A 23,055-nucleotide genomic window follows, 5' to 3' on the forward strand; every position below is an offset into this window, starting at 1 on the left:
GCCGGCGATCCTGCGGGGCCTTCGACACATTCGCGCAAGATTAGCCTCACGCATGCTGACCTGGCTCTCGCTCATTGTTTTGGCGCTGTTCTCCGGCCTGGCTTTCGCCGCCGGACGCCGCCGCGCCGTCGCTTCCGCCGGAGGCCGCAAGCGCGTCCTCCACTCCTTGCCGGACTACTACGGGACCTACGCGGCCCTGTGGGCCGGCGTGCCCGCCGCTCTGCTGCTGCTGCTGGGCGCCGCCTTCGGGGGCCGCGTCGAGGACGCGATCCTGCAGTCGAGCCGCCCCGCCGCCGTCCAGGCGCTGGAGCCGGACCGCCAGGCCGTCTTCTATAGCGACGCCCACGCGATCGCTTCGAAGCAGGCTCCGTCGGAAGTGACCTACGAAGGCGAGATCAAGGTCGCGCTCGACGCCAAGGTCGCCGAGGCCCGCCGCATCGAGACCGTGCTGAACATCGGCATGCTGGCCGGCGCCGGCGTCCTGGCCCTGGCCGGGTTCCTGCTGGCGTTCCCGCGCATCTCCACCGAATTCCGCGCCCGCAACCGGGTCGAGGGCTGGGTCAGCGTCCTGCTGATCGGCTGCTCGGTCGCGGCCGTCCTGACCACCCTGGGCATCGTGCTCTCGCTGGTCTGGGAAAGCTGGCGCTTCTTCCAGAGCGTCAACCCGATCGCGTTCCTGTTCGGCACCGAGTGGAGCCCGCAGATCGCCATGCGCGCCGACCAGGTCGCCTCGGCGGGCGCGTTCGGAGCCGTGCCGCTGTTCGCCGGCACCTTCCTGATCATGCTGATCGCCATGCTGGTCGCCGCGCCTGTCGGCCTCTACTCGGCGATCTACCTGTCGGAATACGCCAACCGCACCGTGCGCGGCGTGGTGAAGCCCCTGCTGGAAGTCCTGGCCGGGGTGCCGACCGTGGTCTACGGCTTCTTCGCCGCCCTGACCGTGGGCCCGCTGTTCCGCGCCGGCTTCAACGCCATCGGCGCGGCCCTGCCGGCCAGCCCGCTGGCGACCTACCTGATGGAAGTCCAGAACCAGATGGCCCTGGTGGCGGGGGTGGTGATGGGGATCATGCTGATCCCGTTCGTCTCCTCGCTGTCGGACGACATCATCAACGCCGTGCCGCAATCCCTGCGTGATGGCAGCTACGCTATGGGCGCCACCAAGTCCGAGACCGTCAAGAAGGTCGTCCTGCCGGCCGCCCTGCCGGGCATCATGGCCGCCATGCTGCTGGCCGTGTCCCGCGCCGTCGGCGAGACCATGATCGTGACCATGGCCGCCGGCCTGCAGGCCAAGATGACCGTCAACCCGCTCGACACGGTGACCACCGTCACCGTCCAGATCGTCACCTTGCTCACCGGCGACCAGGAATTCGACAGCCCGAAAACGCTGTCGGCCTTCGGCCTGGGCCTCACCCTCTTCGTGGTGACCCTGACGCTGAACATCGTCGCCCTGCGCATCGTCCAGAAGTACCGGGAACAATATGACTGACGCCACTCTTGGCGCGGCCGCCCCGCGCTCCGCCGCCTCGACAGCCATGGAAGCCCGGCTGAAGAAGCGCCACGCCGCCGAACGGACCTTCAAGGCCCAGGGCATGGCCGCCATCATCGTGGCGCTGGTGTTCCTGGTCGTGCTGGTCGGCCGGATCGTGAGCCAAGGCTACACGACCTTCGAAACCCACACGCTCAGCGTGCCAGTCTATCTGAACCCGGACCGCATCGACACGTCGGACCTCTCGGGCGTCAACTACGACTACATCGTCGCCGAGGCGGTGATGAAGAAGTTGAATGTCCAGGACGACGACCTGGGCTCGGTCTCGACCAAGGTCCAGGACCTGGTGTCGCGCGACTTCGGCTTCCAGATCCTGAACAAGCTGAAGGCCGACCCGAAGCTGATCGGTCAGACGATCACCCTCACGGGTCCGCTCAAGGCCGACGCCGATCTCTACTTCAAGGGCGAGATCAAGCGCACGACGGCCGAAGGCGACCGCAAGCTGGACAACCAGCAGCTGGACTGGCTGGACAAGCTGGAAAAGACCGGCGCGGTCACCTCGGGCTTCAACACCGCCTTCTTCACCAACTCCGACTCGACCGAACCTGAACAGGCCGGCGTGCTGGGCGCGGTGGTGGGCTCGGCCATGATGCTGATCATCACCGCCCTGATCGCGGTCCCGGTCGGCGTGCTGGCGGCGACCTACCTGGAAGAGTTCGCCCCGAAGAACCGCTGGACGGACATCATCGAGGTCAACATCAACAACCTCGCGGCCGTGCCGTCGATCGTCTACGGCCTGCTGGGCCTGGCGCTCTTCATCAACTGGCTGAACGTGCCCCGCTCCTCGCCGCTGATCGGCGGCCTGGTGTTGGCCCTGATGGCCCTGCCGACCGTGATCATCGCCACCCGCTCGGCCCTCAAGGCCGTGCCCCCCTCGATCCGCGAAGCCGCTCTGGGCGTCGGCGCGTCGAAGACCCAGACGGTCTTCCACCACGTGCTGCCGCTGGCCATGCCCGGCGTGATGACCGGCGCGATCCTGTCGCTGGCCCACGCCCTGGGCGAGACGGCTCCGCTGCTGATGATCGGCATGGTCTCGTTCGTGCCCGGCGTGCCGGAAGGCTTCACAGGCGCTGCCACCGTGCTGCCGGTCCAGGTGTTCATCTGGGAGAACGCTTCCGAGCGAGCGTTCCACGAGCGCACCGCCGCCGCCATCATCGTCCTGCTCGTCTTCATGATCGTCATGAACGCCGCAGCCGTCATCCTGCGCCGCCGCTTCGAACGCCGCTGGTAGGTTTCACATGACCCAGATCCTGAACCCCAACGCTTCGCCCCTTCTCCGCGGACACGCCATGACCGTCCAAAGCCCCGACGACACCGCCCACACCCCGGTGATCCACACCTCCGTCCCGCACGGCCACGCTTCGGCGGCGGTCGGCGAGGCCAAGATCAAGGCGCGCGACGTCAAGGTCTTCTACGGCGAGAAGCAGGCCCTGTTCGATGTCAACATCGACATCCCGGGCAAGTCGGTCACCGCTTTCATCGGCCCGTCGGGCTGCGGCAAGTCGACCTTCCTGCGCTGCATCAACCGCATGAACGACACGATCCCCTCGGCCCGCGTCGAAGGTTCGATCGAGATCGACGGCAATGACGTCAATCTCAAGAGCGTCGACCCGGTGGTTCTGCGCTCGCGCGTCGGCATGGTGTTCCAGAAGCCGAACCCCTTCCCGAAGACGATCTTCGAGAACGTCGCCTACGGCCCGCGCATCCACGGCCTGGCCTCGTCCAAGGCCGAGCTGGAAGCCGTCGTCGAGAGCAGCCTCAAGAAGGCCGGTCTCTGGAACGAAGTCGCTGACCGCCTGCACCAGCCGGGCACTGGCCTGTCGGGCGGCCAGCAGCAGCGCCTGGTGATCGCCCGCGCGATCGCCGTGTCGCCGGAAGTGATCCTGATGGACGAGCCCTGCTCGGCCCTGGACCCGATCGCCACCGCCAAGATCGAGGAGCTGATCGACGAGCTGCGGACCCAGTTCTGCATCGTCATCGTCACCCACTCGATGGCCCAGGCCGCCCGCGTCTCGCAACGCACGGCCTTCTTCCACCTGGGCAAGCTGGTCGAGAGCGGCCCGACCGAGGAGATGTTCACCAATCCTCGCGACAGCCGCACCCAAGACTACATCACTGGCCGCTTCGGCTAATCGAGAAGCGGGAGAGAGCTGACATGACCGAACATACCGTCAAGTCGTACGGCGAAGAGCTGGCCCACCTCACGGCCGAAGTCACCCGCATGGGCGGCATCGCCGAGAGCCAGGTCGCCGATTGCATCGCCGCCATCGCGCGTCGCGACGCGCCGCTGGCCCAGGCCGTGGTCGCCGGCGACGAGCGCCTGGACGCCCTGCAGGGCGAGATCGAGCGCAAGGCCTTCCGCCTGATCGCGCTGCGCCAGCCGATGGCCGTGGACCTGCGCCACGCCGTCGCCGCGCTGAAGATCTCGATGAGCCTGGAACGCTGCGGCGACATGGCCAAGAACATCGGCAAGCGCGCGCTGATCCTCACGGAAGCCGACCCGATGACCGCCCTGACCCGCTCGATCGAGCGCATGGGCAAGCTGGTGCAGAGCCGCCTGAAGGACGTCCTGGACGCCTACACGACCTCGGACCTGCAACGCGCCATCGGCGTGTGGAGCCGCGACGAGGAAGTCGACGAGCACTACAACTCGATCTTCCGCGAGCTGCTGACCTACATGATGGGCGATCCGCGCACGATCAACGCCTGCGCTCATCTGCTGTTCGTGGCCAAGAACCTCGAGCGCATCGGCGACCACGCCACCAACATCGCCGAGATCATCCATTTTGAGCTGACCGGCGACGAACTGATTTCCCAGCGTCCCAAGCTCGACGTCGTGGCGCAGTAATCGATAGAGGCGACCTGAAGTGACTCCCTACGTTCTGGTGGTGGAAGACGAAGACGCCCTCGCCACCCTGCTGCACTACAACCTCGACAAGGAAGGCTACCGCGTTGGCGTGGCCGGCGATGGCGAGGAAGCCCTGATCATGGCCAACGAGCGGGCCCCGGACCTGGTCATCCTTGATTGGATGCTGCCCAAGGTCTCGGGCATCGAGGTCTGCCGCCGCCTGCGCGGCCGGGCCGAGACCCGCAACGTGCCGATCATCATGCTGACGGCGCGCGGCGAGGAAACGGATCGTATCCGTGGCCTCGACACCGGCGCCGACGACTATGTGGTGAAGCCGTTCTCGATGGTCGAGCTGACGGCCCGCGTCCGCGCGGTGCTGCGCCGGATTCGTCCGGGCCTGGCCGACGACCGCATCACGGTCGGCGACATCATCATCGACCGGGTCGCCCACCGCGTAAAGCGCAGCGGCAAGGAGATCCACCTGGGTCCGACCGAGTTCCGCCTGCTGGACTATCTGATGCAGCACCCGGGCCGGGTGTTCAGCCGCGAACAGCTGCTGGACGCCGTCTGGGGCTCGGACGTCTATGTCGAAGCCCGCACGGTCGACGTCCACATCGGCCGCCTGCGCAAGGCGCTGAACGGCTCGTCGGATGGCGACCCCATCCGCACCGTGCGCTCGGCCGGTTACTCGCTGGACCTGGACGCGGCCTAGAGCCCGTCCAGCAAGGCGGCGATCTCGGGCCTGCCTGCGTGGCGGGCCCAGTCGGCCGCCGTTCCGTTCCACAACGTATCGCGCAAGTCGCGCCGCGCGCTGCGCGCCAACAGCAGCCGGACGGCGTCCGCATGCCCGGCTAAGGCCGCCTGGTGCAGGGGCGTGGAATGGGCGTGGGCGCCCGGCGGATTGAACCGGCTGGGATCTTCGCCGGCGTCCAGCAACATCTCCAGGATCGCGGTCCGGCCGAACTGCGCGGACAGGGCCAAGGCCAGGTGGCGATCGGCGGGGCTCGCCGTCTCCATCTGGCGCGAGGCCTCTTCGACATCGTCCAGGGCGGCGGCGGCCGGCAAGGTCGGCGGCGCGCCTCGCTGCAACAAGGCGCGGGCCGCCGCGAATTCCCCATGGACCAGGGCCGCGTCCAAGGCCTGGGCCGGGTCGGCCCCGTGCGCGACCAGCAGGTCGATCAGCGCTTCCTGGACGCCGGCCTCGCGGACGACACGACCCGAGGCGACCAAGGCCAGGGTTTCCTGCACGTCGGCCGGCGCGGTCCCAGCGTCGAGAATGACGCGCGCGACCTCGACCACGTTCGGCGGCAGGCGCGCGTTGCGGACCGGGTTCTCGGCGACGAAGGCCAGCAAGGCGGGGCTGCGGAACTAGGCGGGCTCTTCGAACGCCGCGCGGCGACCTGGCAGATCGGGATAGGCGGCCAGCAAGGCGCGCAGGGCGGCGACGTCGCCCGCATCCACGGCCTCGACGGCTTGGCGCAGAACAGGGTCCACGATCTGGTCCCGAAGCGTGGACACGAGGACCTCCTGCCTGGCGGCTGCCTCAGGCTCCCGCCGTACGCTCGATCTCGTCGTCCGCCTGGGCGGCCATGTCAACGGCCGCCGCGATGCTCTCGAACAGCGCCGTCACCGTGATCGGCTTGGCCAGGTGCAGGTCGGCGCCGGCCTCCAGGCACGCCTCCACCTGATGCGGCATGGCGTTGGCGGTCAGCGAGATGATCGGAATGTGTCCACCGCCGGCGGCCTGTTCGCGGGCCCGGATGGCGCGGATCGCCGTCAGCCCGTCCATGACCGGCATCTGGGTGTCCATCAGCACCACGTCGAACGGCTGGCTGTCGAACGCCTCCAGGGCGATCGCGCCGTTCTCGGCCACCACCAGGTCGGCCGTTTCCCCCAGCATCAGCTCCACCACGCGCTGGTTGGTCGGGTGATCCTCGGCCAGCAGCACGCGCAGGCGCTCGGCTGACGGCGCGGGCGCGGCCCGGCGCGCGGGGGCGGGGACTTCGGCCTGCGCCTTGGCCAGGCGGGCGGTGAAGCGGAAGGTCGCGCCTTCGCCCGGCGTTGAGTCGCAGGTGATGTCGCCGTCCATCAGCTTGGCGAAGCGCAGGGCGATGTTCAGCCCCAAGCCCGAACCGCCGAAGCGGCGGGTGATCGAGCCGTCACCCTGGACGAAGCGCTCGAACAGGCTGGCCTGCACTTCGGGCGTGAAGCCCTCGCCGCTGTCGGCGACCTCGACCGACAGTTCGATCGAACCGTCGGCGGCCTCGCGGGTGGCGGCGCGCACGGCGACCGAACCCTCGCAGGTGAACTTCACCGCGTTGCTGATCAGGTTGTTGACGATCTGGCCGATCTTCAGGGCGTCGCCCGTCGCGCGCTCATGGAAGTCGCCGGCGAAATCCAGCGAGAAGGTCAGGCCCTTCTGGTGGGCCAGGCCCTCGAAGGTCGCCGCCGCCGCCGTCAGGCCAGCGCGCAGGTTGAACGGCGCGGGCTCCAGCTCGACCTCGCCGGCCTCGACCTTGGCCAGGTCCAGGATGTCGCTGAGCAGGGCGTTCAGCACCCGGCCCGACCCCAGGATCACGTCCATCATCTCGCGCTGGCGGGCGGTCAGCTCGGTCTGGGCCAGCACCTGGGCCATGCCGAGCACGCCGTTCAGCGGCGTGCGGATCTCGTGGCTCATATTGGCCAGGAATTCCGACTTGGCGATGCTGGCGGCCTGGGCGCTCTGCAGGGCGGCCTCCAGGGCGACGGCGGAATTCTTCCGGTCGGTGATGTCCTCGCTGATGATCAGCAGCAGCTTCTCGTCGCCTTCGCCGGGGATGGCGATCTTCTTGGTCTGCAGCCAGCGGTCGCCGTTGTGCGGGGTCTTCAGCGGCTCCTCGTCGATGACCCAGACGCGGTCGCTCTCCAGCACCTTGCGGTCCATCTCGGCGAAGAAGGCGGCCTGGTCAGCGGGGAAAAAGTCGGCGTCGTTGCGGCCGATCAAGGCCGAGCGCGGCACGCCCAGCAGCTCCTCGCCGGCGCGGTTGACCAGCACGAAGCGGCCGTCCTTGCCGTTCTTGACCACCAGCATGGCGGGTACGCTCTCGACCACGGCGTCCAGGAACGCGCGCGAGTGCAGGGCCTTGGTCGGGTGGGAGGAGCGGTCGTGTTCGTCGGCGGCCATGCGTGGCGTCGGCTTTCCTGCGGCGCTGCGGCCTTAAGGCCTTGAATGAATGCGTGAACTCAAAACGCATTCAGGCGATGGATGGCAACGCTGGCAAGCGCCCGCAGGTCGTAATCAGCCAAACGAGACGATAGGACGCACCGTCAGCGGCCCAGGCGCCGCAGCACGTCCTCGCGATAGGTGCGGCTGGTGACGACCTCGGCCCCGCTGGCCAGGGTCAGCCGCCACGAGCCGTCTGACAGCGGCTGGGCCTCGCGCACATGGGCCAGATTCACGAGCGTCGAGCGGTGGACGCGAACGAAGACGCGCGCATCCAGCCGGGACTCCAGGCTTTGGAGCGTGGCCCGCAGCAGGCCCTCCCGGCCGGCCCAATGCACGACGACATAGTTATCGGCCGCCTCGAACCGCTCGACCGCCGAGGCCTCGACGGGCGCGCGGCGAGAACCGGCCATGACCATCAGCCGCTCGGGCGGCGCGGCGACGGCGCGGGCCTCGGCGAGCGCGGCCTCCAGCAGGGCGTTGCGGGCGCGGGCCTCGGCGGCCCGGCGATGATGGACGGCGGCCAGGCCGACGGCGACGATGGCGGTGTAGAGCAGGATGCAGACGGGAACCCGGCCTACGACCCGTCCGGCCAGGTCCGTTCCGCCGATGAAGGCTTGGTCGATCAGGCTGGACGCCAGCGCCTCCAATGGCACGGCGATGATGCCTGCCAGAGACGCCGCCAGCAGACCCCGAGGACCGGCGCCGAACCCTCGCAGGATCCGCCAGACCAGACCCGCCGCCGGCAGCCAGGCGGCATAGACCGCGCCCTGCCAGAGCAGTGAGGTGGCGACATCCAGCGCCACCCCGCGCTCGGCCGAGAACCGCCGCGCGAACCACGCCGCGCAGACCGTGGTCATCGCCCAACTATAGGCCGCGAACGCCCAGACCCAGGCCGAGGTCGGCGCGCGTCTCAAGCGGGCGCCGAGGCCCGTCGCCGGCGCGTGGCCAGCACGACGATCCAGATCACCGCCATCGGTTGGAACAGCAGGGTCGGCCAGAGCTGGCTCCATGGCGTGGGCAGGAAGGTCAGGAAGTTGCCCGAGAAGGCGCTCATCACCGCCCCGTAGGCGCTCAGCATCTTCACAAGATGCTCGTAGGTCCAGAGGTTCGGCGAGAACGGCCAGTCGGTCGGGCGCGCGAAACGCCACAGGTCCCAGCCGCCCAGGGTGAAGGCCCCATAGACCAGGGCCATCGACACCGCGCCGTTACGGCCGGTCTGACCCGTGGCGGCCAGGAAGAGCACCCAGGCGCCGATGGCGATGACGAATAGGGTGACGCCCCAGTCCATCGCCGTCGCCCGCTGGCGGGGATCCAGGTCCGGCCGCTTGCGGCCCAGGACCCGCGTCCCGGAGAGGACCGTGATCGTCGCCGTCGCCGACAGGGCCGCGAAATAGGCGCTGAAGTGCATCGCGGTCATCACCCAGGCGGCGGCCAGCAGCCCGCTCATCAGGACGACGAAGGTCCGCCCGGCCCAGCGATGCAGGCGCGAGCCCTTGCGGGCCAGGATCGGAACCAGGCCGACGACGACCAGGGCAAAGCCGCAGGCGACGTGCAGCGCCAGGGTTGGGGAGAAGAGCGTTTCCATGAACCGCAGCTTCGGCGAGCGTCCTCGGCCTCTCCATCGCGATGGGGTGAACGGCGGCCGACAGGGGCGAACCGCTTGACCCGGGGGCGCGCGCACGCCACACCCCGCGCTCATGGAAAAGCTGACCATCCTCCTCGTCGGGTCCGGCGGGCGCGAGCACGCCCTGGCCTGGAAGATCGCCCAGTCGCCGCTGTGCGGCCGCCTTGTCGCGGCCCCTGGTAATCCCGGCATCGAAGCCGTCGCCGAGCTGCGCGCCGTCAAGGTCACCGACGCCGACGGCCTCGTGGCTCTGGCCCAGGAGATCGGCGCTGACCTGGTAGTGGTTGGCCCGGAATCGGCGCTGGAGGTCGGCCTGGCCGACAAGCTGGCCGAGGTCGGCATTCCCTGCTTCGGCGGCAGCCAGCGCGCCGCGCAGCTGGAAACCTCCAAGGCCTTCACCAAGGACTTCTGCCAGCGCCACGGCCTGCCGACGGCGGCCTATGGCGTGTTTGAGGACGCGGCCTCGGCTGGGACCTTCCTCGATACGCTGGAAGCGCCGTTCGTGATCAAGGCCGACGGCCTGGCGGCCGGCAAGGGCGTGGTCATCGCCGCGACCCGGGCCGAGGCCGACGCCGCCGTGGTCGACATGCTGGGCGGCCGCTTCGGCTCGGCCGGCGCCCGCGTGGTGATCGAGGAGTTCATGCACGGCGAGGAGGCCTCGCTGTTCGCCCTCTCCGACGGCAAGACTGCCGTGCTGTTCGGCGCGGCCCAGGACCACAAGCGCGCCTATGACGGCGACGAGGGCCCCAACACCGGCGGCATGGGCACCTATTCGCCGCCGCCCGTCCTGACCGACGCCCTGATCGAGCAGGCCTGGCGCGAACTGATCGTCCCGACCGTCGAGGGCATGGCCGCCGAGGGCAATCCCTATGTCGGCGTGCTGTATGCCGGCCTGATGCTGACGCCCACGGGTCCCAAGCTCGTCGAATACAACGCCCGCTTCGGCGATCCCGAGTGCCAGACCCTGATGCTGCGGCTGGAGAGCGACATCGTCCCGATCCTGCTGGCCTGCGCCAAGGGCGAGCTGGCCAGCGCCGAGCCGCCCAAGTGGCGCGAGGAAGCGGCGATCTGCGTGGTCCTTGCCGCCGAGGGTTATCCCGACGCCCCCAAGACCGGCGGCCTGATCCAGGACGCCGAAGCCGACTTCGGCAACGAGGCCGTGGTCTTCCACGCCGGCACGACCCGCGACGCCGAAGGCGCCCTGCGCGCTTCTGGCGGCCGGGTGCTGAACGTCTGCGCCCTGGGCGCAACCCTGCACGAGGCCCGCGATGTGGCCTATGCGGCGCTAGGGACGATCTCGCTGGAAGGCGGCTTCTACCGCAGCGACATCGGCTGGCGGGCGCTCAAGCAATAGGCCGAGCGCCCGCTGCCGGCGGCTAGGTCCGGTGGGCGATCTCCACCAGGATCTCGCCCGGCGCGGTGACGTAGAAGCTGAAAGCCCCGCGCTGCACCGAGGCCTCGCCGACGGCGACGCCGCCCTCGGTCATGCGCCGATGCAGGTCGTTGACCGCGTCCTCGGTCTCCAGATGGAAGCCGATGTGGAACGGGTAGGGCCAGGTCTCGGCGCCGGTGTCCTGCAGACGGCTGAGGACCAGCACCAGCCCCGCGCTGTCCCGCAGAATCGCGAGGCCGTTCTGGCCCAGCGTCCGCTCGTGGGTGAAGCCCAGCCAGGTTTCGAAGAAGTCCCGCGTCGCGGCGATGTCCGGAACGGGCAGGTCGAGGTGGTTCAGGCGCATGGGCGCTCTCCTTGATGAGGGGCGCGGCGCACGGGGGCTTTGAATATCATCGACAGGACCACAGATGCGCCGAGCCAACGGCGCGGGAGTGCGCCGTCGTCTCGTCGCGGGTCCCTGCCCGGAGGCTGGGTACAGGTTCTCCGCGATGCGGAGCGACCGGGCTTACCTAGGTTGGTTCCGGTCCTTGGCCCTTTTTCGACGCCGGGATTGTAGCGGGTTGCCTCCGCTGCGTCTGCCTCTAAACTCGCCGTTCAAACAAGCGTTGGGGAGAAGCGCCATGGCCGAAGCCGCCGAACAGTCCGCCCAGGACTTGAACTCGGGCACCAAGCCGGTCGACCCGCGCCATGCGATCGACGAAGCCAAGCTGGCGGCGTGGCTCGAGGCCAATGTCGAGGGGTATGCCGGTCCGCTGGAGGTGCGCCAGTTCAAGGGCGGCCAGTCGAACCCGACCTATCAGCTGGTCACGCCGGCCAAGAAATACGTCCTGCGCCGCAAGCCGCCGGGCAAGCTGCTGCCCAGCGCCCACGCCGTCGACCGCGAGTACAAGGTGATCTCGGGCCTGAACAAAGCCGACTTCCCGGTCGCCAAGGCCTACGCCCTGTGCATGGACGAGGAGGTCATCGGCACGATCTTCTACGTGATGGACAATGTGGAGGGCCGGATCCTGTGGGACGGCACCCTGCCGGACTACCAGCCGGCCGAGCGCCGCGCGATCTACGAGGCCCAGATCGACACCCTGGCGGCCCTGCATAACGTCGACTACGCGGCCGTGGGCCTGGCCGACTACGGCAAGCCGGGCAACTATTTCGCCCGCCAGATCGATCGCTGGACCAAGCAGTACAAGGCGTCCGAGACCAAGCCCATCGACGAGATGGACAAGCTGATGGCGTGGCTGCCGCAGAGCTGCCCGGTCGACGACAAGACCTCGATCGTCCATGGCGACTACCGCCTGGACAACATGATCCTGCACGCCACCGAGCCGAAGGTGGTGGCCGTGCTGGACTGGGAGCTGTCGACCCTGGGCAATCCGCTGGCCGACTTCAGCTACTTCCTGATGAACTGGGTGATGCCATCCGACCAGCGCGGGGGCCTGGCCGAGATCAAGGACCTGGAGGCCTATGGCGTGCCGACCATCCCGCAGGCGGTCGAGCGCTATTGCAAAGCCACCGGCCGCGACGGCCTGCCCGAGCTGGACTGGTATTTCAGCTACAACCTCTTCAGACTGGCCGGCATCTGCCAGGGCATCGTCGGCCGCGTCCGTGACGGCACCGCCGCCAGCGCCCATGCGCAGCTGATGGAGGCGCGCGTGCCGGTCCTGGCCAAGGGAGCCTGGGCCTTCGCGCAGAAGGCGGGGGCTTAGGGGCTACATGCGGAAACTGCTGTCGGGCGTCTGCGCCCTGGCGATCGCCGGGGCGCTGGGTGGTGTCGCGCACGCCGAAACCGTCTTCGTCCAGGCGGGTCGCCTGCTGGCCGATCCCGCCTCGGGCAAGGTCGAGACGGCCAAGACCCTGGTGCTGGAGAACGGCAAGGTCACGCGCATCGTCGACGGCTATGTCTCCGAGCCCGGCGGCAAGGTCGTGGACCTCAAGGACAGCTTCGTCCTGCCCGGCCTGATCGACAGCCACGTCCACCTGACCCACGAGCAGAACCCGAACGGCCGGCTGCAGGCCGTCACCCGTGGTCCCGCCGACGACGCGCTGGTCGGTGCGGGCTTTGCGCGCAAGACCCTTATGGCCGGCTTCACGACGGTCGCGGACCTGGGGGCCGACAACAAGGCCATCTTCGCCCTGCGCGAGGGCATCAAGCGCGGCGACGTGCCCGGCCCGCGCGTCCTGGCCGCCGGCTCGGCCGTGTCGGTCCACGGCGGCCATGGCGACGTCAACGGCTACAGCGAGGAGGTCATGCACGTGCTGCGGCCGACCTCGGTGTGCTCGGGCGCGGATGACTGCCGCCGCGCCGTGCGCGAGCAGGTCTGGCTGGGCGCCGACATCATCAAGATCACCGCCACGGGCGGCGTGCTCTCCAACACCGCCGCCGGCCTGAACCAGCAGTTCTCGGACACCGAGTTGTCGGCCATCGTCGAGACCGCCCACCGCATGGGCCGCAAGGTCACCGCCCACGCCCACGGCGTAGACGGCATCAACAGCTTCCTGAAGGCCGGCGGCGACTCGATCGAGCACGGCACCTATCTGGACGCCGACAGCATCGCCGCCTTCAAGAAGAACGGCGCCTACCTGGTGCCGACCCTGATGGCCGGCGACTTCGTCTATCGGGTCGCCACGGGGCCGAACAACTTCCTGACCCCGGCCCAGACCGCCAAGGCGCTGGACGCTGGCCCGAAGATGCTCGCCATGGCCCGCCGCGCCCATGAGGGCGGGGTCAAGATCGCGTTCGGCACCGACACCGGGGTCTCCGCCCACGGCGACAACGCCGGCGAGTTCGTTTTGCTGGTCAAGGCGGGCCTGACGCCGCTGGAAGCGATCCAGACGGCGACGGTCAACGCGGCCGACCACTTCTCGCTGTCGAGCGAGATCGGCAGCCTCGCGGCCGGCAAGTCCGCCGACCTGATCGCGGTGAAGGGCGACCCGCTGAAGGACGTCACCGAACTGCAGCGCGTGACGTCGGTGATCAAGGGCGGGGTGGTCTACAAATAGGCCGCTACAGCCCCACCTTCGCCAGCAGCTCTCCCAGCGCCGCCTCGTCGTCGAAGCGGGCGCGGACGGGCCAGGGGGTGACCTTCTCGCGCCACTTGGCCGGCAGGCGGACCCAGTCCTTTTCGGTGGTGACCAGGCCGGCGTCATAGACCTTGGCGCGGTCGGCCAGCATCTTCAGCGTGGCTTCGTCATATTCGCCGTGGTCGGGGAAGGGGGCGAAGTCGACCAGCTGGCAACCGGCGGCGGTCAGGGCCTTCTCGACCTTCCAGGGCTTGCCGATGCCGGCGAAGCCGACCTGCGGGCCCGCAGGGACGGGGGCGGCCGCCTCGAGCCGCGCGACCAGCACCGGCATGTCGCCGAACTGCACGAGCAGGTCGAAGTCGGGCTGTTCCATGTCGACCGGCAGCAGCACGATCACCGCGTCGGCGCGCGACAGACCCACCTTCAGCGGCTCGCGCATCGGGCCGGCGGGGAAGACCCGGCCGTCGCCGAATGGCCACTCGCCGCCGCGCGTCTCGCCATCGACCACGACCAGGGACAGGGCCTTCTTGATGCTGGGGTTCTGGTGGCCGTCGTCCATGACGACCGCCTGGGCGCCGCGACGGACGGCGGCCTTGGCCCCGGCGACGCGATCGACCGCGATCCACATCGGAAAGTCCTGGGCCAGCATCAGCGGCTCGTCGCCGACGTCCTTGGCGGTGTGGCGGCTCGTGTCGACCTGGGTCGGGCCCTTAAGCTTGCCGCCGTAGCCGCGCGACAGGCCGTGGGCGTTGACGTCGCGCTTGGTCAGGGTCAGCAGCAGCTCGCGGACGATCGGGGTCTTGCCCGCGCCGCCCATGGTGACGTTGCCGACGCAGATCACCGGCGCGCCGACAATGGCCGGGGTCGCGCGGGCGATGCGGCGACGCGTGGCGTCGGCCCAGATCCACGACAGTGGGGTCAGCAGGGCGCGGGTCAGCGGGGCGGGGCCGCCGTGCTTGACGTACCACCAGCGGGGCGTGCCGAGTTTCATGGGACCAGCTCGAGGATTCGGAAGAGCCCGGCGCGGGCCTCGGCGTCGCGGGTGTCGACATAGCTACGAGCGCGGGCGGCGCGAGCCTTGGCGGCGGCAGGATCGGCGAGGTCGGCGGCGATCGCGTCGCGCAGGCCTTGTGGAGCCGCCATGACCACGCCTCCAGCAGCTTCCAGGCCTGCGAAGGCCGAGGTCCAGTTGTCGACGAACGGGCCGCTGATCGCCGGGCAACCGAGGCGCGCGGCTTCCAGCGGATTGTGGCCGCCGATGTCGGGGATCAGGCTGCCGGCGATGACGGAGGTCCCGGCCAGGCGGAACCACAGGCCCATCTCGCCCAGGGTGTCGGCGACGAGCACATCAGACCCAGCCTGGTGCGCTACTTGACTGCGCAATGCGGCGGAGAGCCCTCGAGCCTTAGCCAACTCCACGATCGCAGGACCGCGCTCGACATGGCGCGGGGCCAGGGCGACGGGCGGACGGTCCGGTAAGGCGATGATGGCGTCCAGGGCGATCTCGTCCTCGCCTGGATGGGTGCTGGCGATCAGCAGGGGCGGACGAGCGAAGCTGATGTCGCCGGCCACGGTCGGCAGCGGCGCGGCGCCGAATTTCAGATCGGCCTCGCCGGCGACCTTGCCGCCCAGGGCCTCGAAGCGGTCGTGGGCCCTTGAGTCCTGGGCCAGGATCAGGTCAAAGCCCGACAGCAGCTGGCGCGCGGCGTCGGGGCGTCTCTGCCAGCTGGCGAAGCTGCGGTCCGACAGCTTGGCCGAGACCAGGGCCAGGCGCGTCCCGGCGGCTTTGGCTTCCAGCAGAAGGTTGGGCCACAGCTCGCTCTCGACGAAGACCGCCAGGCTCGGCTTCCAGCGGGCGATGAACCGCCGCGCCGCGCCGGGGGCGTCGACCGGGACGTACTGGTGGATCGCGCCGGCCGGCAGGCGCTTGGCCAGCAGGGCCGCCGAGGTGGTGGTGCCGGAGGTGACCAGCACCGTGACCTCGGGGCGTTCGGCCCGCAGGCGCTCGACCAGCGACAGGATCGACAGGCTCTCGCCGACGCTGGCGCCGTGCAGCCAGACCAGCGGACCGTCGGGACGCAAGACCTCAGTGCGGCCGAGGCGTTCGGCGAGTCGCGACGGGTCCTCCTTGCCCTTGCGGGCGCGGCCGGCCAGCAGGGCGGGAGCGATGGGTTCGAGCAGGCCCGTGGCGACCCGGTAGAGGTTCAGGGCGCCGGGGCGGATCACACGACGCCTTCAGGGGCGAGCGAGCAGTTGTGGGCGCCGTGGGTGGTCTCGACCTGGATGGTCACGTGGCCGATCTTGAACTTGCTGGCCAACTCGGCGCAGGCGTCGTGCAGGAACTGGTCGTGATCGCCGTCCAGCGGACGGACGACGTGAGCCGTCAGCGCCGTCTCGGTCGTGCTCATGGCCCAGATGTGCAGGTCGTGGACTTCGCTGACGCCCGGGCGCGCCGCCAGCCATTCTCTCACCTTTCCAGGATCGATGCCGCGCGGCGCGGCGTCCAGGGCCATGTCCAGCGAGTCGCGCAGCAGACCCCAGGTGCCCAGCACGATGACGACGACGATGGCCAGGCTGACCACGGGATCGAGCCACAGCCAGCCGGTGAAGGCCATGGCCAGGGCCGCGACCACCACGCCGGCCGAGACACCGGCGTCGGCGGCCATGTGCAGGAAGGCGCCCCGGACGTTCAGGTCGTCCTCTGCGCCCTTCATGAACATCAGGGCCGTGGCGGTGTTGATGGCGATGCCGATGGCGGCGACGATCATCACCGGACCGGTCTGGATGGGCTCAGGCGCGCCGAAGCGGCGGATGGCCTCCCAGGCGATGGCGCCGACGGCCAGCAGCAGCAGGGCGGCATTGGCCAGCGAGGCCAGGATGGTGCCCTTGCGCAGGCCATAGGTGCGACGGGCGCTGGGCGCGCGCTTGGCCAGCACGGCCGCGCCCCAGGCCAGCAGCAGGCCCAGAACGTCCGACAGATTGTGGCCGGCGTCGGCCAGCAGGGCCAGCGAATGGGTGATCAGCCCGGCGCCGGCCTCGACCAGCACGAAGCCCAGGTTCAGCGCCACCCCGATCGCGAAGGCGCGGCCGAAGTCCTTGGGGGCGTGGTGATGATGACCGCCGGGACCGTGGTTGTGTCCGTGATGATGGCCGTGACCATGCGCATGGTCATGATCGTGGTGATCATGGTCGTGCTTGTGATCGTGGCTGTGTCCGTGAGCGTCGTGCGGCATGGGTCCTACATCCCACCAAGGGCGGGTCGGATCAATCTTCGACCAGTTGTTCGGCGCGGCGGGTGACGGCCGAGAGGCGATCGGCCCAGGCTTCGACCAGCTGGTCGGGGTCGTCGCCACGGCCGGCGCCGGTCGGACCGTCCCAGACCATGGCGGCCTTGGCGAAGGGCAGGGGGACCATGGTGTTGTCCCACGAGCCCAAGCGGATGCAGGGCTTGGCGGCCAGGCCCACGAAGATCACCGGCGCGCCGGTGAGGCGGGCCAGGGACGGCGTGCCCTTCTCCATGTGCTCGGCCGGGCCGCGCGGGCCGTCCGGCGTGATGGCGATGCCGCCGCCGTCCTTGACCCACTTGACCATGTCGCGGAAGGCCTGCTCGCCGTTCTTGTTCTTGGCCAGATCGGTCTTCTTGGCCGACGAGCCGCGGATGGCCGGGAAGCCCAGCTTCTCGACCGTGCGGGCGATGAACTCGCCATCGTTGGAGCGCGAGATCAGGGCGCGCATGTCCTGGCGACGGGCCAGGTCCTGCGGCCAGCTGAGCGGCGACATCGGGATGCGCGAGTGCCAGAAGCACAGGATCGCGCCGGCGCCGGTCTCACGGCCCTGGGCCCAGACGGCTTCCGCCTGCTCGGCGCCCTCGACGGTCATCCGCAGGGTGCGGAACACCAGCTTGGAATAGCCGGCGAAGATCGAGGACAAGAGCCAGATCACGAACGGCGAACGCAGAGGCCTCAAGTGGAAGTCTCCGGAACGTGGTCGAGGTCCTGGGCCTTGGCCAGGCGCGCATAGAGGCCACCGGCACGGGCCAATTCGGCGTGGGCGCCGGTCTCGACGACGCGGCCCTTCTCGATGACGTAGATGCGGTCGGCGTTCTTCACGGTCGACAGGCGGTGAGCGATCAGGATGGTGGTGCGGCCGGCCATCAGCCGCTCCAGAGCCGCCTGGACCTGGGCTTCGCTCTCGGTGTCGAGGGCGCTGGTGGCCTCGTCCAGCAGCAGGATCGGGGCGTTCTTGAGGAAGGCGCGGGCGATGGCGATGCGCTGGCGCTGGCCGCCGGACAGGCGCGCCCCGGCCTCGCCGACAGCGGTGTCGTAGCCCTCGGGCAGGTCCAGGATGAAGTCGTGGGCGGCGGCCTGGCGCGCGGCGGCCTCGATCTCCAGCTGGCTGGCGCCGGGGCGGGCATAGGCGATGTTGGCGCGGATGCTGTCGTCGAACAGGAACGGCTCCTGGGTGACCAGGGCGATGCGGTCGCGCAAGCTGGCCAGGGTCACGGCGCGGACGTCGTGGCCGTCGATGGTCACCGCGCCGGCGGTCACGTCGTAGAAGCGCGGGATCAGGTTGAGGATCGAGCTCTTGCCGCCGCCCGAGGGGCCGACCAGGGCCACGGTCTCGCCCTTGCGCGCGGTCAGCGAGACGTCCGACAGGGCGGGGGCGTCGTCGCCATACGCGAAGCTGACGTGGTCGAAGGCGATGGCGCTATCGCCGGCCGGTAGGGCCTTTGCGTCGGCGGGATCGACGATGGTCGGCGCGACGTCGAGAGCAGCAAACAGCCGGCGAGCGGCGGTCAGGCCCTCGCTGAACACTGTTTGCAGATTGGCGACCTGGCGCAGCGACTGGGCGGCCATCAAGAGGCTGGTCATGAAGGCGAAGAACACCCCGGCCGTCAACGGCGACAGAGTGAAGGGGCCGAGATTCAGCACGCCGCTGGTCGCCCGCCAGCCGGCATAGGCGAAGACCACGGCGACGATGGCTGTGGTGAAGGTCTCGGTGGCCGGGGCGGCCATGGCGCGGGCGTTGCTACCCTTGATCAGGTGGCGCTGACGGCGCGCGACCACGGCGGCGACGCGGGCCTCCTCATAGGCTTCGCGGTTCTCCATCTTGACGATCTTGACCCCGTCCAGGCTCTCCATGATCGCCGTCGACAGGTTCGAGGTCTCGCCCATGGCCCCCTTGGCGGCCTTGGTAGTCTTCTTGGAGAAGCTGCGGATGATCAGGCTGGCCAGCGGCGCGATGACCAGCACGCCAGCCGCCAGCAGCGGGTCCAGGGTGAACATGGCGGCGAGCGCCCCGACCACGGTCAGGAACTCGCGGACATAGTTGACTACGCCCGTGGTCGCCGCCTCGCGGATCAGACCGGCGTCATAGAGCACCGAGGCGACGTAGGAGCCCGAGTGCGCGCCGCGCAAGCGCTGCAGGTCCGAGCGGACCAGGCGGCCGAACAGGCGCACCTGCATGTCGCCGACCACGCCATTGCCGATGCGATTGATGACCTGGGCCTGGATCACCTGGAACACGCCACGCGCCAAGGCGAGGCCCGCGATGGTCAGCGGAATGGCCCAGATCGCGCCAGCGCGCGGATGGGTGATCAGCTGGTCGATGGCCGGCTCGATGATCTTGGCCAGCTTGACCGACAGGGCCGCGACGATGGCCGCGCTGACGATCGAGACCGCCAGGCCCTTCCAGCGGGGCTTGAGGAACTCGCGCCACATCCGGCCCATCAGGGCGCGGTTCGAGGGCTGGTTGTCCGGCGAGGTCATGCGGGAGGGGTCGGATTTCGTGCGAGGACTGTCAATGACTTGCGGGACGCACTGCCGGGTAAAAGCGACACCATGAGGGCGGGTTTTGCCTTTCGAGGCCGATACCCTTACCTAGGCGGCGAAATCCCGAAGGAAAGCGCCCTCTTGGCCAAGTTCGACCTCGCCACGCCCTGGGGCCGGTTCAAGACCTATCTCCACTATCTGTGGAACGACCACGCCTATCTGCGCCTGGGCTTCTCGAACGCCCACTGGATCAGCCCCGAAATGGTTCGCGCCAACCAGCCCTGGCCGTTCCAGCTGGCCTGGTGGAAGAAGCAAGGCATCAAGACGATCGTGAACCTGCGCGGCGGCTTCGACGGCAGCTTCTACGCGCTGGAGAAGGACGCCTGCGAGCGCCTGGGCCTGAACTTCGTCGACTTCACCATCACCTCGCGCGAGGTCCCGATCCGCGAGCGGGTGCGGGGGGCGAAAGAGTTATTCGAGACGATCGAGTACCCGGCCCTGATGCACTGCAAGTCGGGCGCGGACCGGGCCGGGATCATGAGCGTCTTCTACGCCCACTACCGCCTGGGCCTGCCGATCCGCGAGGCGGTCGAGCAGCTGTCACCGCGCTACCTGCACATCAAGCACGGCAACACCGGCGTGCTGGACTACGTGTTCGAGCAATATCTGGAAGTCGGCGAACCCAAGGGGCTGACGTTCAGCGAGTGGGTCGAGAGCGACGACTACAATCCTGTCGAGATGAAGAAGACCTTCCGCGCCGGGATGCTGGGGAAGATGCTGACCGACAAGATCCTGCGGCGGGAATAGGGGCCGGCAGGCCGGCCCCCGAGCCCTTAGCCCTCGCTGGAGGGATCCAGCAGCTTGTGCGCGTGGATGATGAAGTAGCGCGCGTGCGCGTTGTCCACGGTCGCCTGGGCTTTCGCCTTCCAAGCCTTGTGGGCGTCTTCGTAGCTGGGATAGGCGCCGACGAACTCGACCTTGCTCAGGTCGCGGAATTCAATACCGGCGACATCCTTCAGTTCGCCACCGACCACGATATGAAGAAGCTGCTTATCGACCATTTGAAGCATGTTCCTGCGAGGAATTATGTTTATGGCAGCTCGATATGCCCGACGCGTGACAGGATCAATGGCGCCAGGGCCATATTGGCGCAAACCAGGCTCGGAACCAGCGGCACGGGGCGATTATAGGCGAAATCGCGGCCTTTGTGATCGCTGACGGCGGCGCCGGCGCGGCGGCAGATCAGGTCGGCGGCGGCCAGGTCCCACTCGCTCTTGGGCGACAGGGCGACGGCGGCGTCGAAGGTCCCGGCGGCCACCAGGCACATGCGATAGGCGATCGAGTTGCGGCTCTCGATGCGCATCTCCGGCCAGGGTTCGCGCCAAGCGGGGTGAGCGAACATCTTGGCGTCGCCCAGCATGGCCGCGCCGAAGAGCTCGCTCGTGGTGCTGGGCGCGATGGGCTGGCCGTTCAGGGTCGCCGGGCCGTCGATCGTGGCGGCGTAGGTCTCGTTCAGGGCCGGGGCGTGGACGACGCCGGCGATCGGTTGGCCGTTCTCCACGACCGCGATCGAGACCGCGAACCACGGCTTGCCCTTCATGAAGGCGACCGTGCCGTCGATCGGGTCGACCACGAACTGGCGGCGGGTGGTCAGCCGGGCCGGATCGTCGGCGGTTTCTTCCGACAGCCAGCCATAGTCGGGACGCTCGGCGGTCAGCTCGGTCTTCAGCAGGGTGTCGACGGCCAAGTCCGCGTCGGTGACCGGCGAGCCGCCCTCCTTGGACCAGATCTTCAGGCCGCTCTCACGGGCCGAGAGCGCCAGCTCGCCGGCTTCCCTGGCGGCTTGAAGGATCAGGTCCAGGTCGTTCATTTGCCCGCGATCGCCAGGGCGTCGACCAGGATCGACGGACTGTTGCTGGCGCCGCGATATTCCAGGTCCGAGCCGGGGACCAGGCGGGCGTAGATGTCGATCAGGTTGCCGGCGACGGTGATCTCGGTCACCGGGCCGGTGCTCTCGCCGTTCTCGAACCAGACACCCGAGCAGCCCACCGACCAGTCGCCGGTGTTGCCGTTCAGCGAAGGCCCGAACATCGAGGTGACCAGCAGGCCCGTGCCGGCGTCCTTCATCAGGCCGGCCAGATCCTTCTCGCCGGGCTGGAGGGTCAGGTTGTGGGTCGAGACGCCTGACGGGCCGGCCAGGCCGCGCGAGGCGTGGCCGGTGGTGGTCAGGCCCAGCTGCTTGGCCGATGACGTGTTCAGCAGCCACGTGGTCAGCACGCCGTCGTCGATCAGGCTGCGCACTTCCGTGGCCACGCCCTCGTCGTCGAACGGGGCCGAGCCCAGACCGCGCACGCGGTGCGGATCCTCGGTCAGGCGGATGCCGCGCGGGAAGATCGCCTGGCCCAGCTTGTCCTTCAGGAACGAGCTGCCGCGGGCGATCGACGGACCCGAGATCGCGCCCAGCATCGGACCTATCAGGCTCATGGCCAGGCGGTTCTCGAAGATCACCGGGGCGGTGGTCGAGGCGATCTTGCGCGGGTTGAGGCGGGCGACGGCCTGGCGGCCGGCCTCCATGCCGATGTCGCCGGCGGCCGGCAGGTCGCCGAAGTGGCGGGTCGAGCGGCCTTCGCCGCCGCGCTCCATACCTGCGCCCTCGCCGGCGATGGCCGAAGCGGAGACCGAGTGGCCGGTGGCCGCGTGGGTCCCGTGGAAGCCGGCGGTGGTGACCAGCGACCAGCTCGACTTGCTCCAGCTGGCAGAGCCGCCGTCGGTGTTGGTGACGCCCTGGACCGCGCGGGCGTGCTCCTCGGCCTGGCGGGCCTGGGTCTCCAGAGCCTCGGCCGTGGGCTCGTAGGCGTCGATCAAATCAAGGTCAGGGAACGGGCCCTTGGCCAGGCGATCATGCTGGGCGAGGCTGGCATAGGGATCTTCCGGGGCCAGGCGGGCCATGGCGACGGCGCGCTCGATCAGCTTGGCGCGGGCCTCGGCCGAGACGTCGGAGCCGGAGACGGTGGCGCTGCGCTGGCCGATGAAGACGCGCAGGCCCAGGTCGCGGGCTTCTTCGCGCTCGACCTCTTCCAGCTCGCCCAGGCGAACCGAGACCGAGAGGGATTGGCGCTCGGCGAAGACAGCTTCGGCCGCGTCGGCCCCGGCCTTGCGCGCGGCGGCGACCACGTCATGCAGCAGATTATCGTCCATGCGGTCTTATGGACGAGGCTCCCCCGCAGGGGCAAGCTTTAGCCGATAGCCGACAGCAGCAGGGCCACGCCCGCGAAGATGTAGGCCAGCCAGGTGGCGACCATGCCGACCGATCGGCCGATCGACGCGCCGCCGTTGGTGGAGAGGCCGACGGCGTGGATCACGCGGCCGGCGAACAGCACGAAACCGACGACGTGGATGGTCAGCGGCGAGGCGCCGGCCACGGCCAGCACGGCCAGGGCCCCGACGCCGGTCGGGACATATTCGGTGGCGTTGCCGAAGGCTCGGATGGCGCGGGCCAGTTCCGGGATGCCTTCGTCGCCCAGCGCCACCTTGTGCTTCTGGCGCAGACGCACCACCAGCAACGACAGGATCAGCAGCAGGAAAAGGTGCAGGCCGGCCCACAACGCCGCGGCGTGGCCGGAAGCAATCGTATCCATCGGTAACTCAAG

23 protein-coding genes and 1 pseudogene are annotated in these 23,055 nt (G+C 69.1%); 9 read left to right on the forward strand and 15 right to left on the reverse strand.

Features of this window, described 5'->3' with window-relative positions; genetic code table 11:
• Window positions 1-52: 52 nt before the first annotated feature.
• From pstC to phoB, 5 genes are read left to right on the forward strand one after another with little or no spacing between them, the layout of a single operon-like run.
• Complete coding sequence (pstC, locus tag AC1RR5_RS03245; protein WP_492919652.1) at window positions 53-1,486, forward strand: phosphate ABC transporter permease subunit PstC; 1,434 nt, start codon at window positions 53-55, stop codon at window positions 1,484-1,486.
• On the forward strand, window positions 1,479-2,777 hold the full coding sequence (gene pstA / locus AC1RR5_RS03250; RefSeq protein WP_492919653.1) for a phosphate ABC transporter permease PstA: 1,299 nt from the start codon (window positions 1,479-1,481) through the stop codon (window positions 2,775-2,777). Before pstC ends, pstA begins: the two co-directional genes overlap by 8 nt.
• Before the next feature lie 58 nt (window positions 2,778-2,835).
• Window positions 2,836-3,678 (forward strand): phosphate ABC transporter ATP-binding protein PstB, encoded by an 843-nt coding sequence (gene pstB, locus AC1RR5_RS03255; protein ID WP_492919802.1) that lies wholly within the window; start codon window positions 2,836-2,838, stop codon window positions 3,676-3,678.
• Between the two features lie 23 nt (window positions 3,679-3,701).
• Window positions 3,702-4,394: a phosphate signaling complex protein PhoU gene (gene phoU, locus AC1RR5_RS03260; protein ID WP_492919654.1), complete on the forward strand. Its 693-nt coding sequence runs from the start codon at window positions 3,702-3,704 to the stop codon at window positions 4,392-4,394.
• Window positions 4,395-4,413: 19 nt separating this feature from the next.
• A complete protein-coding gene (gene phoB, locus AC1RR5_RS03265; protein WP_492919655.1) occupies window positions 4,414-5,106 on the forward strand; it encodes a phosphate regulon transcriptional regulator PhoB in 693 nt (230 codons plus the stop codon).
• Here phoB and AC1RR5_RS03270 read toward each other — a convergent pair.
• The 5 genes from AC1RR5_RS03270 to AC1RR5_RS03290 form a co-directional block, all read right to left on the reverse strand.
• On the reverse strand, window positions 5,103-5,747 hold the full coding sequence (locus AC1RR5_RS03270; RefSeq protein WP_492919656.1) for an ankyrin repeat domain-containing protein: 645 nt from the start codon (window positions 5,745-5,747) through the stop codon (window positions 5,103-5,105). The genes phoB and AC1RR5_RS03270 overlap by 4 nt on opposite strands.
• A gap of 15 nt (window positions 5,748-5,762) precedes the next feature.
• Window positions 5,763-5,912, reverse strand: coding sequence for a hypothetical protein (locus AC1RR5_RS03275; protein WP_492919657.1), 150 nt, complete (start codon window positions 5,910-5,912; stop codon window positions 5,763-5,765).
• A gap of 25 nt (window positions 5,913-5,937) precedes the next feature.
• Complete coding sequence (locus AC1RR5_RS03280) at window positions 5,938-7,557, reverse strand: ATP-binding protein (RefSeq protein WP_492919658.1); 1,620 nt, start codon at window positions 7,555-7,557, stop codon at window positions 5,938-5,940.
• Between the two features lie 143 nt (window positions 7,558-7,700).
• Entirely contained in the window at window positions 7,701-8,513 is an 813-nt protein-coding gene (locus tag AC1RR5_RS03285) for a LytTR family DNA-binding domain-containing protein (protein ID WP_492919659.1), read from the reverse strand.
• The gene (locus AC1RR5_RS03290) at window positions 8,510-9,184 is read right to left on the reverse strand and encodes a DUF2306 domain-containing protein (protein WP_492919660.1); all 675 of its coding nucleotides are present in this window, start codon (window positions 9,182-9,184) and stop codon (window positions 8,510-8,512) included. Before AC1RR5_RS03290 ends, AC1RR5_RS03285 begins: the two co-directional genes overlap by 4 nt.
• 112 nt (window positions 9,185-9,296) lie before the next feature.
• Between AC1RR5_RS03290 and purD the strand changes: the two genes are divergently transcribed.
• Entirely contained in the window at window positions 9,297-10,577 is a 1,281-nt protein-coding gene (gene purD / locus AC1RR5_RS03295; protein WP_492919661.1) for a phosphoribosylamine--glycine ligase, read from the forward strand.
• Between the two features lie 22 nt (window positions 10,578-10,599).
• On the opposite strand, the pseudogene AC1RR5_RS03300 reads toward purD, so the two are convergent.
• Window positions 10,600-10,975 (reverse strand): annotated as a pseudogene (locus AC1RR5_RS03300) (VOC family protein).
• Between the two features lie 261 nt (window positions 10,976-11,236).
• On the opposite strand from AC1RR5_RS03300, the gene AC1RR5_RS03305 reads away from it, so the two are divergent.
• Both AC1RR5_RS03305 and AC1RR5_RS03310 read left to right on the forward strand, forming a co-directional pair.
• Entirely contained in the window at window positions 11,237-12,319 is a 1,083-nt protein-coding gene (locus AC1RR5_RS03305) for a phosphotransferase family protein (protein ID WP_492919662.1), read from the forward strand.
• A 7-nt stretch (window positions 12,320-12,326) separates the two neighbouring features.
• Window positions 12,327-13,613 (forward strand): metal-dependent hydrolase family protein, encoded by a 1,287-nt coding sequence (locus tag AC1RR5_RS03310; protein ID WP_492919663.1) that lies wholly within the window; start codon window positions 12,327-12,329, stop codon window positions 13,611-13,613.
• Between the two features lie 4 nt (window positions 13,614-13,617).
• Here the strand turns inward: AC1RR5_RS03310 and lpxK are convergent, their stop codons facing one another.
• Genes lpxK through AC1RR5_RS03335 form a run of 5 tightly spaced genes read right to left on the reverse strand, consistent with a single transcriptional unit; the run spans window position 13,618 to window position 19,402 of the window.
• On the reverse strand, window positions 13,618-14,625 hold the full coding sequence (gene lpxK, locus AC1RR5_RS03315) for a tetraacyldisaccharide 4'-kinase (RefSeq protein ID WP_492919664.1): 1,008 nt from the start codon (window positions 14,623-14,625) through the stop codon (window positions 13,618-13,620).
• Window positions 14,622-15,860 (reverse strand): 3-deoxy-D-manno-octulosonic acid transferase, encoded by a 1,239-nt coding sequence (locus AC1RR5_RS03320; protein ID WP_492919665.1) that lies wholly within the window; start codon window positions 15,858-15,860, stop codon window positions 14,622-14,624. The genes lpxK and AC1RR5_RS03320 overlap by 4 nt, the downstream gene beginning before the upstream one ends.
• Window positions 15,857-16,867 carry a cation diffusion facilitator family transporter gene (locus AC1RR5_RS03325; protein ID WP_492919666.1) on the reverse strand — a complete coding sequence of 337 codons (1,011 nt, stop codon included), beginning with the start codon at window positions 16,865-16,867 and terminating at the stop codon, window positions 15,857-15,859. The genes AC1RR5_RS03320 and AC1RR5_RS03325 overlap by 4 nt, the downstream gene beginning before the upstream one ends.
• A gap of 31 nt (window positions 16,868-16,898) precedes the next feature.
• Window positions 16,899-17,600: a lysophospholipid acyltransferase family protein gene (locus tag AC1RR5_RS03330; RefSeq protein ID WP_492919667.1), complete on the reverse strand. Its 702-nt coding sequence runs from the start codon at window positions 17,598-17,600 to the stop codon at window positions 16,899-16,901.
• On the reverse strand, window positions 17,597-19,402 hold the full coding sequence (locus AC1RR5_RS03335; RefSeq protein ID WP_492919668.1) for an ABC transporter ATP-binding protein: 1,806 nt from the start codon (window positions 19,400-19,402) through the stop codon (window positions 17,597-17,599). Before AC1RR5_RS03335 ends, AC1RR5_RS03330 begins: the two co-directional genes overlap by 4 nt.
• Before the next feature lie 144 nt (window positions 19,403-19,546).
• On the opposite strand from AC1RR5_RS03335, the gene AC1RR5_RS03340 reads away from it, so the two are divergent.
• On the forward strand, window positions 19,547-20,212 hold the full coding sequence (locus tag AC1RR5_RS03340) for a fused DSP-PTPase phosphatase/NAD kinase-like protein (RefSeq protein ID WP_492919669.1): 666 nt from the start codon (window positions 19,547-19,549) through the stop codon (window positions 20,210-20,212).
• Between the two features lie 26 nt (window positions 20,213-20,238).
• Here the strand turns inward: AC1RR5_RS03340 and AC1RR5_RS03345 are convergent, their stop codons facing one another.
• From AC1RR5_RS03345 to AC1RR5_RS03360, 4 genes are read right to left on the reverse strand one after another with little or no spacing between them, the layout of a single operon-like run.
• Window positions 20,239-20,475 carry a DUF4170 domain-containing protein gene (locus AC1RR5_RS03345; protein ID WP_291871969.1) on the reverse strand — a complete coding sequence of 79 codons (237 nt, stop codon included), beginning with the start codon at window positions 20,473-20,475 and terminating at the stop codon, window positions 20,239-20,241.
• 20 nt (window positions 20,476-20,495) lie between these two features.
• Complete coding sequence (locus AC1RR5_RS03350) at window positions 20,496-21,275, reverse strand: 3'(2'),5'-bisphosphate nucleotidase CysQ (RefSeq protein WP_492919670.1); 780 nt, start codon at window positions 21,273-21,275, stop codon at window positions 20,496-20,498.
• Complete coding sequence (locus AC1RR5_RS03355) at window positions 21,272-22,603, reverse strand: TldD/PmbA family protein (RefSeq protein WP_492919671.1); 1,332 nt, start codon at window positions 22,601-22,603, stop codon at window positions 21,272-21,274. The genes AC1RR5_RS03350 and AC1RR5_RS03355 overlap by 4 nt, the downstream gene beginning before the upstream one ends.
• A 38-nt stretch (window positions 22,604-22,641) precedes the next feature.
• Window positions 22,642-23,043: an MAPEG family protein gene (locus tag AC1RR5_RS03360; protein ID WP_492919672.1), complete on the reverse strand. Its 402-nt coding sequence runs from the start codon at window positions 23,041-23,043 to the stop codon at window positions 22,642-22,644.
• Window positions 23,044-23,055: the final 12 nt, after the last annotated feature.

The sequence above is a fragment of the Caulobacter sp. GW821-FHT11E11 genome (assembly GCF_058808315.1).

Excerpts from the sequence above, each read along its gene's own strand:
- pstC (WP_492919652.1), top strand. The coding sequence starts at position 53 with ATGCTGACCTGGCTCTCGCTCATTGTTTTGGCGCTGTTCTCCGGCCTG.
- lpxK (WP_492919664.1), bottom strand. The coding sequence starts at position 14,625 with ATGAAACTCGGCACGCCCCGCTGGTGGTACGTCAAGCACGGCGGCCCC.
- AC1RR5_RS03290 (WP_492919660.1), bottom strand. The coding sequence starts at position 9,184 with ATGGAAACGCTCTTCTCCCCAACCCTGGCGCTGCACGTCGCCTGCGGC.
- AC1RR5_RS03360 (WP_492919672.1), bottom strand. The coding sequence starts at position 23,043 with ATGGATACGATTGCTTCCGGCCACGCCGCGGCGTTGTGGGCCGGCCTG.
- AC1RR5_RS03350 (WP_492919670.1), bottom strand. The coding sequence starts at position 21,275 with ATGAACGACCTGGACCTGATCCTTCAAGCCGCCAGGGAAGCCGGCGAG.
- AC1RR5_RS03280 (WP_492919658.1), bottom strand. The coding sequence starts at position 7,557 with ATGGCCGCCGACGAACACGACCGCTCCTCCCACCCGACCAAGGCCCTG.
- purD (WP_492919661.1), top strand. The coding sequence starts at position 9,297 with ATGGAAAAGCTGACCATCCTCCTCGTCGGGTCCGGCGGGCGCGAGCAC.
- AC1RR5_RS03335 (WP_492919668.1), bottom strand. The coding sequence starts at position 19,402 with ATGACCTCGCCGGACAACCAGCCCTCGAACCGCGCCCTGATGGGCCGG.
- pstB (WP_492919802.1), top strand. The coding sequence starts at position 2,836 with ATGACCGTCCAAAGCCCCGACGACACCGCCCACACCCCGGTGATCCAC.
- AC1RR5_RS03355 (WP_492919671.1), bottom strand. The coding sequence starts at position 22,603 with ATGGACGATAATCTGCTGCATGACGTGGTCGCCGCCGCGCGCAAGGCC.
- AC1RR5_RS03345 (WP_291871969.1), bottom strand. The coding sequence starts at position 20,475 with ATGCTTCAAATGGTCGATAAGCAGCTTCTTCATATCGTGGTCGGTGGC.
- pstA (WP_492919653.1), top strand. The coding sequence starts at position 1,479 with ATGACTGACGCCACTCTTGGCGCGGCCGCCCCGCGCTCCGCCGCCTCG.
- AC1RR5_RS03305 (WP_492919662.1), top strand. The coding sequence starts at position 11,237 with ATGGCCGAAGCCGCCGAACAGTCCGCCCAGGACTTGAACTCGGGCACC.
- AC1RR5_RS03325 (WP_492919666.1), bottom strand. The coding sequence starts at position 16,867 with ATGCCGCACGACGCTCACGGACACAGCCACGATCACAAGCACGACCAT.
- AC1RR5_RS03310 (WP_492919663.1), top strand. The coding sequence starts at position 12,327 with ATGCGGAAACTGCTGTCGGGCGTCTGCGCCCTGGCGATCGCCGGGGCG.
- phoU (WP_492919654.1), top strand. The coding sequence starts at position 3,702 with ATGACCGAACATACCGTCAAGTCGTACGGCGAAGAGCTGGCCCACCTC.